At 35.7% G+C, this 12489-nt stretch carries 10 protein-coding genes and 1 tRNA gene; 4 read left to right on the top strand and 7 right to left on the bottom strand.

The window, feature by feature from the left end; all coding sequences use genetic code 11:
* The first annotated feature begins 86 nt into the window (after window positions 1-86).
* Complete coding sequence (locus HME7025_RS08280) at window positions 87-962, top strand: hypothetical protein (protein ID WP_109323178.1); 876 nt, start codon at window positions 87-89, stop codon at window positions 960-962.
* Window positions 963-1198: 236 nt separating this feature from the next.
* Window positions 1199-1726, top strand: a complete 528-nt coding sequence (locus tag HME7025_RS08285; RefSeq protein ID WP_109323179.1) for an REP-associated tyrosine transposase — start codon at window positions 1199-1201, stop codon at window positions 1724-1726.
* A 394-nt stretch (window positions 1727-2120) separates the two neighbouring features.
* Here HME7025_RS08285 and HME7025_RS08290 read toward each other — a convergent pair whose 3' ends face one another.
* A complete protein-coding gene (locus HME7025_RS08290) occupies window positions 2121-3437 on the bottom strand; it encodes an alginate export family protein (RefSeq protein ID WP_154401951.1) in 1317 nt (438 codons plus the stop codon).
* Between the two features lie 297 nt (window positions 3438-3734).
* Between HME7025_RS08290 and HME7025_RS08295 the strand changes: the two genes are divergently transcribed.
* Window positions 3735-5168 (top strand): Gfo/Idh/MocA family protein, encoded by a 1434-nt coding sequence (locus HME7025_RS08295; RefSeq protein WP_109323181.1) that lies wholly within the window; start codon window positions 3735-3737, stop codon window positions 5166-5168.
* 61 nt (window positions 5169-5229) lie between these two features.
* Here HME7025_RS08295 and HME7025_RS08300 read toward each other — a convergent pair whose 3' ends face one another.
* The 4 genes from HME7025_RS08300 to HME7025_RS08315 all read right to left on the bottom strand — a co-directional run bounded on the left by HME7025_RS08300 (window position 5230) and on the right by HME7025_RS08315 (window position 8682).
* Window positions 5230-5610: a PH domain-containing protein gene (locus tag HME7025_RS08300; RefSeq protein WP_109323182.1), complete on the bottom strand. Its 381-nt coding sequence runs from the start codon at window positions 5608-5610 to the stop codon at window positions 5230-5232.
* A gap of 70 nt (window positions 5611-5680) precedes the next feature.
* A complete protein-coding gene (locus HME7025_RS08305) occupies window positions 5681-6865 on the bottom strand; it encodes a helix-turn-helix transcriptional regulator (protein ID WP_109323183.1) in 1185 nt (394 codons plus the stop codon).
* Window positions 6866-6941: 76 nt separating this feature from the next.
* On the bottom strand, window positions 6942-8138 hold the full coding sequence (locus HME7025_RS08310) for a helix-turn-helix domain-containing protein (protein ID WP_109323184.1): 1197 nt from the start codon (window positions 8136-8138) through the stop codon (window positions 6942-6944).
* Window positions 8139-8610: 472 nt separating this feature from the next.
* Window positions 8611-8682 (bottom strand) — tRNA-Glu (locus tag HME7025_RS08315).
* A gap of 128 nt (window positions 8683-8810) precedes the next feature.
* Between HME7025_RS08315 and glgB the strand changes: the two genes are divergently transcribed.
* The gene (gene glgB / locus HME7025_RS08320; protein WP_109323185.1) at window positions 8811-10709 is read left to right on the top strand and encodes a 1,4-alpha-glucan branching protein GlgB; all 1899 of its coding nucleotides are present in this window, start codon (window positions 8811-8813) and stop codon (window positions 10707-10709) included.
* Window positions 10710-10909: 200 nt separating this feature from the next.
* Here the strand turns inward: glgB and HME7025_RS08325 are convergent, their stop codons facing one another.
* Both HME7025_RS08325 and pyrF read right to left on the bottom strand, forming a co-directional pair.
* Window positions 10910-11317, bottom strand: coding sequence for a DUF2721 domain-containing protein (locus HME7025_RS08325; RefSeq protein ID WP_109323186.1), 408 nt, complete (start codon window positions 11315-11317; stop codon window positions 10910-10912).
* 235 nt (window positions 11318-11552) lie between these two features.
* Entirely contained in the window at window positions 11553-12377 is an 825-nt protein-coding gene (gene pyrF, locus HME7025_RS08330) for an orotidine-5'-phosphate decarboxylase (protein WP_109323187.1), read from the bottom strand.
* Window positions 12378-12489 lie beyond the last annotated feature (112 nt).

Here is a 12489-nt window from a genome sequence, read left to right on the forward strand (position 1 = left end):
AACGCTAGGAAGGCATTTCAGAGAAATTTCAATTGAGATGAGAATAAACTATATATAATTGACTTAGATAATTAATAGATAACACAATGGAAATAGAACAAATCAAAAGTAAAGTTATTAACTTCTTTAATGGCAATCCTGCATTAAATATTATTTCCCTATTATTGGGGGTGGCAGGTATTTTATTTTCTTTTTACTTCTACTTCAAAAGTAAAAGGAGCAAAATTCCAACCTTTGCCATTAGAACAATAAATCTAATTAGAGATAAAATTCAGAAGATTGATACAGTTGAAATTTTATATTCGGGAGAAAAAGTAAATAATCTTTCCATTTCAAAGATTGCTATATGGAATGACGGAAAGGAAACAATAAATAAAACTGATGTTGCATCAAATAATCCCCTCAAAATTAAAATTAAAGATAATTTTAAGTTTTTAGATGCAAAAGTGCTTTATCAGAAAAATGATGCGAATGATTTTATTATTCAGATTTCCACTGATAGAAATTTTATAAATATTGCGTTTGACTACTTTGATTTTGAGGATGGAATAGTTCTTGAACTATTTCATACAGGTAATACTAGTGAGGATTTATATATTGATGGGAAAATTAAATCCGTCAAATCAATCATTAGAAGAGATTCAATTGGGACATTTTTACCAAGTTCAATAATCAAGTGGCTACGAAACGACAAAGAAATAATAAGTAAAAGTAATATGCGGACAATCATGGGATGGCTAGTATTAATGGGAGGAATTTCAATATGTTGTCTTGCCATTTATACTCCTTTCAGACATGTTGATTCAACTTTAGTACCTAGACAAATGGAGAGTTCCTACTTTGCTGTCACTATGTCCACTGTGTTGGGACTACTATACATCTGGTACGGGTATAGAATGTTGAAACGTAATATCCCTAAAGGGTTTGACATATTCAATGAGGAGTTCTTGCAAACAAAGTGATTACAATTAATATTAAATTTAGAATATTCGCTTTTCCGTTGTTCGCAATGTTCCTAAGAGTCATGTCGAACCACAGATGAAAGGGATTTTTAATCCTAGACATTTCGCCATAAATCTTAAATACTCCAATAAACTGATTTCTTCCCGCCATTATCAGTTTACAGATTCCTATTAATCAATTGCTGGTTTATTTTTGACAACAATAACACCACTATTCGTCAATTTGATCTATAAGCATGGCTCATGCATATTCCATTCAAGAACCCCAAGGACAATATTTTATCACTTGTACCGTCCATCAATGGGTTGATATATTTACGAGGAAACTATATGTCGATATCTTATTGGATAGTTTACGCTTTTGTCAACAAAAGAAAGGTCTAAAAATTCATGCTTGGGTTATCATGAGTAATCATATCCATTTGATTGTTAGTAGTGAAGTTGAAAATCTATCTAACATAATCCGGGATTTCAAAAAATTCACTTCTAAACAAATTTTTGAAGCAGTAAAATCCAATCCTAAAGAAAGCAGGAAAAATTGGTTGCTCTGGTTATTCACAAAAGATGAACAAATCTGTTTTGGGCAAGCTGGTTATCATGGTAAAGAAATCCTAACTCAATCATTCTTTGAAAATAAATTGGATTACATCCATTTAAATCCTGTTAGAACAGGGTTTATTGAAAAGGAAGAAGAATATATATACAGCAGTTGTGGCGATTATTATGGAACAAGAAAAGGTTTGTTAGAGCTTAATTTAGAATAAAATTCCTTTTAAACTTTTGGAAAATGTCTTTTTTGACACTGGATTACAAATCCCTTTTATCTGTCGTTCGACATGCCCTTAGGAACATGTCGAACAGCTTTTCTGAGACTCTCCCAGTTGGCTGAGGCTCTCGAAGCCGACTATAAACATAGGATTACAAATCCCTTTTATCTCTCTTTCGACATGCCCTTCAGTTTACACCGAAACGTAGAGAGGTGAACTTGTCGAACAGCTTTGTATTGGCAAAAGCACTCGAAGTTAGTTGGCTGAGGTTCTCGAAGCCAACTATAAATACAGGATTACAAATACTTCGTATCTCTCGTAGTTGGCTGAGGCTCTCGAAGCCAACAAAACGCTCTCGCTTTGGCTGAGGCACTCGAAGCCAAAAGCATTATTAAAACTTATAAGCCGCCCGAGTGGCCAAATATTGAACGTCTTTCCCTGGTCCTGTTTCCTTTAAGTAGGCACCAGCAGCACAATAACCCAATTCAAATTGAAATGCTAAATGTTTATTCGCAAAATAATTGGCTTCCAAGGCAAAAATATCAGCCACTCCGCTAGCATTACTTTCAATTTGACGCCCTAAGACGGGTAACAATGCCGACATATTGGGGGTAAAAATACCATCCCGTAAACTGGCTCTTTGAACAAATGAAGCTCTTAAGGTTGTCAACCATTTGTGGTTATCGCTGTATCGAATATAGGGGCTTAAATTCAAGGTATTGGTGATGTTCAATGACACCGTCTGGCCAAAAGGTGGCCTAGAATACAATGTATTGAACGTATTTAGCTGTTGATCATGGTTGGAAACATCTCCAGGGACCCAATTACCACTAAATCCAACATAAAAATTCCGCTTCCATTCATAATTGAAATCATACACAAATAGAAATGCTTGAATGCTCAAATCATTGAAATGCCCCCATTGACCTGCCACTTCCAAATCATAATTAAATGTCTTCTTCTCGCTATACCAGCGTGTTCCCAAGGTATTTCTCGCCTCCAACCCTTTCTTTAAATAGTATTCCCTCAAGGAACTTTCCATGAAAAAATAATAGGCATCAAAAAAGTCTCTTTTGGAAGAAAATGTATGATTCCAGATCGTACCAGAAACCACTTCTGAAGAACGAACATCATCAAAAACACCCGTATTTTGTTTCATCGGATTAGCCAAAAAAGCATCTATTTTCTGATTGCCATGATGCCATTTGAGTGTTGCCCCATAATAAGGCTGCCTCGTATTGGGGCCTTCCTTGAGGGCCATTAATCGCTCTAAACCCCAGGTGTATTCTTGTTTACCCAGTCGCAAGGCTAAATTGGGTTTAATATTCCACTCCAAAAATGCTTGATGCAACGACAAGGCATTTTGATCTAAGGTAGATGTAAATGGATTATCATTTAAAAACCGGAGTGTATTATTTAATTGAGTAAATATTCGAAATGATGGACTAATTTCCCAATTAGCATGCAACATCACCCGATGCATGATTTGATGTGGATTTTCTGTCAAAAAATTATCAGGAACATCCCCAAAATTGACGTGCTGATAGGACTGATATTGCTCTCTCCATTCCCCACCAAAACTAATGGTCGTACGCCGAATGAAGGGAATATACTTTAACGACTCATCCCAGCTCTTAAATCGATTGGTATCTAGTTTTAAATAAGAGAAATTATCATCCTGACGCATTCTGGCGATGCTTTGGGCCAAAATGTTGGGTATCACGAAACTAAATAATAGAAGAAAAACTAATAAACTTCTTTTCACAAAAAACGAAAAAATAAAGAAAGGAATAAATCCAGATTCAACGAGGGCGCAAATTAGGTAAATTAAATGGGCTGACTATCCTGAATAAGATAAAATGGAAAGAAGCAAAAAATGCCGCTCAATTTTACCTAATTAAATCCAAATACAGATAGAAATTATTCTATTTTACTCTATATTGGCTTAATAAATCCTACTGGATTGATTTATCCGTTCATCTAAATACATTAAAATACATAGCTCATGAGCATTTCAAGAAGAAGTTTTTTAGGTAAGAGCGCGCTGGCTGCAGGTAGCTTTTACATTGTTCCCCGACATGTATTGGGAAAAGGTTATCGAGCTCCAAGCGATAAATTAAATATTGCCGGAGTTGGTATCAATGGAAAAGGTTTATCTGATGTCAATAATGCCTTCAATGAAGGTGTCAACAACATTGTTGCCCTTTGCGACGTGGATTTAACCAGAGCTAAGCCATTATTTGAGAAATATGCCAAAGCTGGACAATATCAAGATTGGCGTGTTATGTTGGAAAAAGACAAGAGTATTGATGCAGTAACCATTTCTACTCCTGACCATAACCATGCGGCAATTGCCATGGCGGCCATGCAATTAGGTAAACATGTGTATGTACAAAAACCCATGTCCCATAATATTTTTGAGGCACGTACGATGACTGAAGCAGCAAGAAAATATCAAGTTGTTTCGCAAATGGGTAATCAAGGAGCATCTAGCCCTGGCACACAACAAATTGTTAAGTGGATCGACCAAGGTCTTATTGGAAAAGTACATACGGTCAACATCTGGACAAACCGTCCTATTTGGCCACAAGGTATACCTGTGCCAACGGGTCAGCACGCTAAGCCTGCAGACATCGATTGGGATGTTTGGTTAGGACCAGCCTCTTTGATTGATTATAACCCTGCTTATCATCCATTTAAATGGAGAGGTTGGTGGAATTTTGGCACAGGTGCATTGGGAGATATGGGATGCCATTTAATTGATGGACCTTTCAGAGCTTTAGGCCTAGGTTATCCAACTGAGGTGGAGGCTAGTATAGGATCTGTATTTATCAGTGGAAACCAACCAGAATACATTCCTGAGGGTTGTCCCCCATCTGCTTCTATCCAATTGAAATTCCCAGCTTCTAAAAAGAATAAGTCGGCCGTAACCATGAACTGGACGGATGGAGGTTTACGTGGATTCCACCCAGATCTAATTCCTGCGGATGATCCCATTGGAACAGCAGATAACAGCAATGGCGTTGTGATGATTGGTAGCAAAGGTGTTTTAACACATGCTACCTATGGTTTAGAACCACGTATTTACTTAAATAATGGGGATAAAATTGAAATGCCTAAACAAGAACCCAATAACTTAAAAGAATATGGACATCAGGCCATGTGGGCTGAAGCTTGTAAGGCAGGCTTTAATTCGAAAGAGCATAAAGAATTAAGTTCTTCATTCGATTATGCTGGTCCATTATCTGAAACGGTATTGATGGGTAATTTAGCGATACGTAGTTATACTCTTCGTACTCCAATTCAAGGTCAAGCGAATCGCTTCACATATCCAGGCCGTAAAAAGCTACTTTGGGATGGACAAAATATGAAAATAACTAATTTCGAAGATGCCAATCAGTTTGTGAAACGCGAATATCGCGCAGGCTGGAAATTGTAATTTCTTTTGAAGTATAATAGAAAGCATGGCCCCCAAAGCCATGCTTTTTTTATGTAAGATTTTATTTCAGAACGTGAAAAGCCAATACTTTTTGGACCTCATACACATCAACAGATTTATTGAATTGCTTAATAATGCTAGGATTAGCTTCTCCTGATATCCAAATTTTCAATTCAGCATCCAATTCAAATGTCCCAGCAGTTTCTACGCTGAATCGAGATATAGTCTTGTAATTGATGGATTTGTACTCCGTTTTAGAACCTGTAATTCCTTGTTTATCTATCAGAATTAGGCGTTTATTAGTAAAAATGAAGGTATCTCGAAGTAATTTAAAGCCAATCTCGATGGCCTCGCCATCAATTAAAATTTTGGCATAATCCTTTTGTAATTGATCCGCTGAAACCGAGCCAGCATTTCCCAAAATGGCAGAAAATAAACCCATATTAATTATTTATGTTGAAAAATGAATAGAACAAATGAACCGATGGTTACAATGCAACCATGTAGTGAAACTAATACAAAAATTCAGAAAAATACTGCCCTGGCGACACTCCTTTGATTTTCTTAACTGCCGAATTAAAACTTTGGCGGGTTCCAAAACCAGACTCCCATGCCACTACTTCTAGTTTATAATTTTTCCATTTGGGATTTTCTCGACATTGTTCTTCTGCATACTGAATGCGCCAAGTATTGACATAATCGGAAAAAGACAAATTCATTTCAGACTGTAAAGCAATTCGAATCAAACGAGGTTTAACTTTAAGTTTTCTAGCTACTTCAATTAAGGTTAGTGTCGGTTTTAAGAAAATCCTTTCTGTCTCAAAATAGCGATTCAAAGAACCCAATAGAGCCTTTTCTTTTTCATTCCCAGAAATAACCTTAATAGAAATATCTTTATTATTAACTAATTCCACTGGGCCATCCATCCTATGATATGCTTGTTGCCATATCAAGCCCTTCAAGGTGGGCCCGTATAATAATTTAGGATTAAACAGCATAAATAACATCATCAACACATATTCAATCAAGTAGAAAAAATCTTTCCAAGGTAAGTTGATTTGTTTTTCTCCTGGGTAAATCAAATTATAAATAATCAAACCCATCACAATGAACTTCAAAACCATGTTAAAAAACAACCAATAGACAATCAATAGGTTATTTTTAATGAATGTTTTTGATGCTGATTGATAATAGGCCACTAAATCATAAAAACCCCAACAGATATAAATAAAAAATGAAGTGAATCGGATGTATAAATGCATTTTCATCGTAATCCAGCCATATTTTGAATGGATGGTGTAGATGGTATTTTCGGAAATCATTTCTTTGATTTCCATAATTTTATACTCTGTTGGTAAAATATAAAATGGGATATATTCAATGACATGTAGCGCAAAAGGCAAAAAATGCAAGAACAAAATTGGCCTAAATTTTCTTTCTGGATAAAGTAGAAATTGCTGAAACAAATAATACAGAGGCCCGATGGTCAACATCAAGGGGGAAACTGTTCTAAAAAAATGCGGATATTCTAATAAATACTCTGGTCGAATGTAATAGTTCAAAAATGTCTGTAGACCTAAGACAATAAACAAAAGCCCTAAAAACTTGGTAGCTACAATACCTTTTTTGAAGAAGAAGGATCCTCCAAAGGCAAAAAAAACAAAGCAAAGATAAAATAAGTAATCTATGGGTGCCATGGATATCTATTTCTTGGATGTTTGTCTCTTTTTTATTTGAATTTATAATAAACGGGCTAATTAATACTTAAAACTCCTATTTTTTTGGTTGTTGCATGATGTTTTCAAAATATTTACCTGGAGAAACACCCTTAATTTTTTTCACGGCAGAATTGAAACTTTGACGGGTTCCAAACCCTGATTCCATGGCGATTACCTCCAACTTATAATTTTTCCATTTCGGATTTTCTCGACACTGTTCCTCTGCGTATTGAATTCTCCAAGTATTGACATAATCAGAAAATGATAATTCCAATTCCATCTGAAGCGCCATTCGAATGATTCTCGGTTTAATTTTCAAATATCGACTAACTTCTGCCAAAGTGATTTCTGGTCGGAGAAATAATTGTTCTGTTTCAAAATATCGATTCAAGGTGAATAGTACATTTTTATCACGAGAGGACTTTTGATGGGCTTTCACTTGCTTGGTCGTCTTGATGGATTCTTTTTCGTTAAACCCAGCAGAATGTTGAAATACTAAACCTCTCAGTGTAGGTCCTTGTAACAATTTGGGGTTAAATAACATGAATAGCATCATGGTGATATATTCGAGAACAAATACATAATCCATCCAGGTTAGCTCCAAATGCTTCTTTTTAGCAAAAACTAAATTGAAACAATGCAAAATTATAACCACAAACTTCATGACCATATCGCCTGATAGCCAATAAACGATCAAGGAATTTTTTCTCAGAAACGACTGAGAAGTGGTTTTATAAAATTTATATAATTCATAGAGCGTCCAAAATATATAGGCTAAATAATAAATGGTCTTAACGAATAGATGGTCTCGCATGGAAATCCATCCGTAGATGGATTGCGAATTGTAAAAGGTATTTTGTTGAAATACATGCTTAACTTCTTCCAATTTCAACTCCGCAGGAAGCATATAAAAAGGAATATATTCGATTACATGTAGAGCAAATGGAAGAAAATGTAACAGATAAATTAGCCTAAACTTACGTTCTGGATAAAGTAAATAATGCTGAAAAAGATAACCAAGTGGCCCTAAAAGATAGAAAAAAGGAGAAACCGTTCTGAAAAAATGTGGGTAATCATATATACGACTAGGTTGAATAAAATACCCAGCATAGAGCTGATATGCTAATCCGATAAATTGAATACCAAGAAACTTTGTTGCAATTAGGCCCTTTTTAAAGAACAAGGAAATTCCAAATGCAAAAAAGACAAAACTCAAATAGAACAAATAATCTACCGGTGACCAAGAATTCATGCTGACCAAATATTATTTACAATGGTATAAATAGTATGAAGGATAGAACCGGAGAAATGTAAACTTATAAATTAATCTTTAGAAATAGATTTAAAATGCACTTAGACTTGGTATAAATTTATTAAACGTAATCAATTTAGGAGATGTATAATTAAATGAGTTAATCCTGAATCAAAACTAATACCATTATATCTGATTATACTTTAATATCTATACCCTTTTTGAATGATTTCGAAGGGCAGTAAACTCTTAACATGGAGAATAAAATTACTTCACCAAGGTAAAATACAAAAAAATAGACGTGCTGACCTGAGCCATGGGAGTGAAAATTGGATATATCAAACTCTAAAAGATTGGAATTAATTGGATCAAAATTGACCGATAAAAGACTAAAACAGGAAGATGGACGAGCCGAAATAAAACAAAAAACCCTGTAAATTATTCATTTACAGGGTCAATTTGTCTACCGAAGTAGTCCGTACGGGAATCGAACCCGTGTTTCATCCGTGAAAGGGACGTGTCCTAACCCCTAGACGAACGGACCAATTATTAATTTGGTGGCACAAAGGTAGAGCTTTCCTTTAAAAATTCAAATACTGCACGAAAAAAAAAAGCGAGTTTTAATCAATTTAATTTTATTATTTTAGCCTTTACATTGAAACCCACCCTCTTATGGCTATAGTTAAACCTCATTCTTTTTTTAGCGATTTTGATATTGCACTCTTTTTAAATGGTAAACACACCCGTTTATATGAGAAACTAGGTGCTTTTGAAATTGAATTAGAAGGTGAAGTAGGTACCTATTTCTCCGTTTGGGCTCCCAATGCCGAATCTGTTTTTGTCGTGGGAAATTTCAATTTCTGGGATTCAAGCGAACATGGATTGTATCCACGCTGGGATTCATCGGGAATTTGGGAAGGTTTTATCCCCAACATCAAAACTGGGGAAACGTATAAATACTGGATAAAAAGTAAAACGGGAGAAATTTTAGAAAAGTTAGACCCTATGGGCCTTTTCTGCGAAACTCCTCCTAAAACAGCCAGTATTGTTTGGAATACCTATAAAGAATGGAAAGATCAAACATGGATGCAAGAAAGAAGTCAAAAGAACTCCCTGAACGCACCTATGTCGATATACGAAGTACACCTTGGTTCTTGGCAAAAAACCTTAGAAAATGAATATCTAAGCTATGCTGACCTGAGCGACAAATTAGTTCAATATGTTAAAGACATGGGCTTTACTCATGTGGAGTTTATGCCCATCATGGAACATCCCTATGCGCCATCTTGGGGATATCAAATAACGGGATACTTTGCCCCTTCTTCTCGTTTTGGAGATCCTCAAGGATTTATGACTTTAGTAGAAAGATTCCATCAAGAAGGAATTGGTGTTATTCTGGACTGGGTTCCTTCCCATTTTCCAGGTGATGATCATGGACTTCGCAATTTTGATGGTGGCTGTTTATATGAGCATCCCGATCCAAAGCGTGGTTTCCATCCAGATTGGCAATCCTATATTTTTGATTATGGAAAAAATGAAGTACGAAGCTTCTTGCTGTCCAATGCTGCATTTTGGTTAGATCGTTACCACATCGATGGTTTACGGGTAGATGCTGTGGCTTCGATGCTCTATTTGGATTATTCTAGAAATGATGGAGAATGGGAAGCAAATGTATATGGAGGAAACCATAATTTAGAGGCCATTTCCTTTTTGCAAGAATTAAATATTCACATGTATGGTGAATTCCCAGATATTCAAATGATTGCTGAAGAGTCAACCAGTTTCCCTGGAGTGACTAAACCCGTATTTCAGGGAGGATTGGGCTTTGGTCAAAAATGGATGATGGGTTGGATGAATGATACGTTGAACTTCTTCCATAAGGATCCTATACACCGTAAATACCACTTAAATGATTTAACTTTTTCACTCATTTATGCCTTTACAGAAAATTTCTGTCTGCCTCTTTCTCATGATGAAGTAGTTTATGGCAAGAATTCCTTGCTAAATAAGATGCCAGGAGATGAGTGGCAAAAATTTGCTAATCTAAGGGTATTATTGAGTGAACAATTCACCCATCCAGGAAGTAAACTTCTGTTTATGGGTGGTGAATTTGGCCAAAAAGAAGAATGGAATCATAATCAATCCTTGGATTGGCATGAATTGGATAATTTCTATCATAAAGGAATCCAGTCGACCGTCAAAGCTTTAAATCAATTGTACCGTGATGAAGCTGCTTTGTACAGCAAGCAATTCTCCCATGAAGGATTTGAATGGATAGAATCAAACGACCAAGGAAATTCCGTCATTACTTACATCCGTAAAGGAGAAGTTGCCAAACAACAAGTCATTGTGATATTGAATCTAACTCCTGCACCAAGAGAAAATTACCGTATTGGGGTACCATTGCCAGGTGTTTGGAAGGTTCTTTTTAATTCGGATAAGAAAGAATTGGGAGGAAGTGATTATCCAATTTCAGGTGCAGTGATGACAGAAGCGATCAATTGGCAAGGAAAAGCTTTCTCTATTTCTTTGAATCTACCTCCCATGGCTGCATTAATACTAAAGGCTTAGAAACAATAAAGACTCAGAAAAATTCCGAGCCTTTATTCAATCCGCCTAAGTAGTATTTTTAATGTTTGATTCTGTTTCAATACAATTTCGTCTTATTAATCATTGAAATTGTACACAAAAATAGTATTAATATTCAATACTTGAAATAGCAACAAAAAATATTTTTAACTATTCGAATAAAAAATAAAAATAAATTTGGATTACTTTCGTTTGGCGATGATATCCTCCATATCGGACAGTTCTACCTCCAAAGCTTTTGTAGAAATTGTAATTTCCCAAGCGCTCAAACTCAAGGCTAAACTCATCCCAATGAGTCCAATTCCAAAAAACCATCGGGCAATGATTTCTTCATTCATGAAAAGAAGAAACATACAAATTACGCTTAACAGTAAGCTAAAAATAGCTATGATTTGCATCGACTGAATTAACTTCATCCGCAATCTTAGATTTTCAATTTGCTTGAAAATAGCATCTTCAGGATTCTTTTGAAACTTCACATGTAAATCACGAATCAATGATGCCATCGACATAAATCGATTGGTAAATGCGATCATCAATAATGAGACTGTTGAAAACAATAATGCGGGGGTTGATATGCTAAGCTCCATAAGTGAATGTTAAATGGTGAGTGGTGAATGGTGAATGGGAAATTATAGATTGTCGTTTGGAGGGATAATTACTAAACCACTTTGGGACACTTAGAAATTATTATTTCATTTAAACTGATATTCAAAACTTGAAACAAAAGAATTTAAAAAATAAATTAAACAAATGATAATCAGACTATTACAAATCAAAACATTTCCATCCACCACTCACCATTTACCATTCATAATTTATCATTTACTTCCGGTATTCATCCAAATACCGATCCATTTCTTCTTGAATCTTCTTGGCTTCACGGGCGGCAGAGACCGAAGTATCATCGCCAGCATAAATAATGCCTCGAGAAGAATTAACCAATAATCCTACATTGGAATTCATGGCATATTTAGCCACATCTTCTAAACTTCCTCCTTGTGCTCCTACACCCGGAACTAAAAAGAAATTATCTGGGGCAATTTCCCTTACCTTTTGTAAAAAATCAGAGCGAGTTGCTCCAATGACAAACATTAAATGCTCCGGTGATCCCCACGACATGGCAGTACGCATCACTCGCTCATAAAGGGGCATATAATCTTCTGATTTAGTCATTTGAAAATCATGACTACCCACATTGGAAGTTAAAGCCAAAAGAATCACCCATTTATCATGATAGGTCAAAAATGGCTCAACCGAATCACGACCCATATAGGGCGCTACGGTAATGGAATCAAAATTCAATCCACTACTGGCAGGATCAAAAAATGTTTGAGCATATTTCAAGGCTGTATTTCCAATATCTCCCCTTTTGGCATCGGCAATGGTAAAAATATCTTTAGGTATATACTCCATTGTTTTCTGCAAACTCTCCCAACCACGAGGGCCCATGGCCTCATAAAAAGCAATATTGGGCTTATACGCTACCGCATAAGTATGCGTCGCATCAATGACGGCTTGATTAAATGCAAAAATGGGGTCTTTCTCTTGACGGAATTTCCTTGGAATCAGACTGAGATCAGAATCCAATCCTACACATAAAAATGACCGTTTTTGTTCAATTTGTTTGACTAATTCAGCTGAATTCATAGAGATTGGGAAAGGACATTGTTTAAATGCCGAAATATGAATAATTTTGGCGCAAATTAAGTTCTTTCCAAGCAATATCAAAAAAAGAGGAAAGCAATCACCATCTCGAATT

Origin of the sequence: Aquirufa nivalisilvae (genome assembly GCF_003143535.1) — a bacterium.
Taxonomy (GTDB): Bacteria; Bacteroidota; Bacteroidia; order Cytophagales; family Spirosomataceae; genus Aquirufa; species Aquirufa nivalisilvae.

What these genes read in the sequence shown, in the direction of transcription:
- HME7025_RS08280 (WP_109323178.1), top strand. Translation starts at nt 87, where the DNA reads ATGGAAATAGAACAAATCAAAAGTAAAGTTATTAACTTCTTTAATGGC.
- HME7025_RS08305 (WP_109323183.1), bottom strand. Translation starts at nt 6,865, where the DNA reads ATGGCACCCATAGATTACTTATTTTATCTTTGCTTTGTTTTTTTTGCC.
- HME7025_RS08295 (WP_109323181.1), top strand. Translation starts at nt 3,735, where the DNA reads ATGAGCATTTCAAGAAGAAGTTTTTTAGGTAAGAGCGCGCTGGCTGCA.
- HME7025_RS08310 (WP_109323184.1), bottom strand. Translation starts at nt 8,138, where the DNA reads ATGAATTCTTGGTCACCGGTAGATTATTTGTTCTATTTGAGTTTTGTC.
- HME7025_RS08285 (WP_109323179.1), top strand. Translation starts at nt 1,199, where the DNA reads ATGGCTCATGCATATTCCATTCAAGAACCCCAAGGACAATATTTTATC.
- pyrF (WP_109323187.1), bottom strand. Translation starts at nt 12,377, where the DNA reads ATGAATTCAGCTGAATTAGTCAAACAAATTGAACAAAAACGGTCATTT.
- HME7025_RS08300 (WP_109323182.1), bottom strand. Translation starts at nt 5,610, where the DNA reads ATGGGTTTATTTTCTGCCATTTTGGGAAATGCTGGCTCGGTTTCAGCG.
- glgB (WP_109323185.1), top strand. Translation starts at nt 8,811, where the DNA reads ATGGCTATAGTTAAACCTCATTCTTTTTTTAGCGATTTTGATATTGCA.
- HME7025_RS08325 (WP_109323186.1), bottom strand. Translation starts at nt 11,317, where the DNA reads ATGGAGCTTAGCATATCAACCCCCGCATTATTGTTTTCAACAGTCTCA.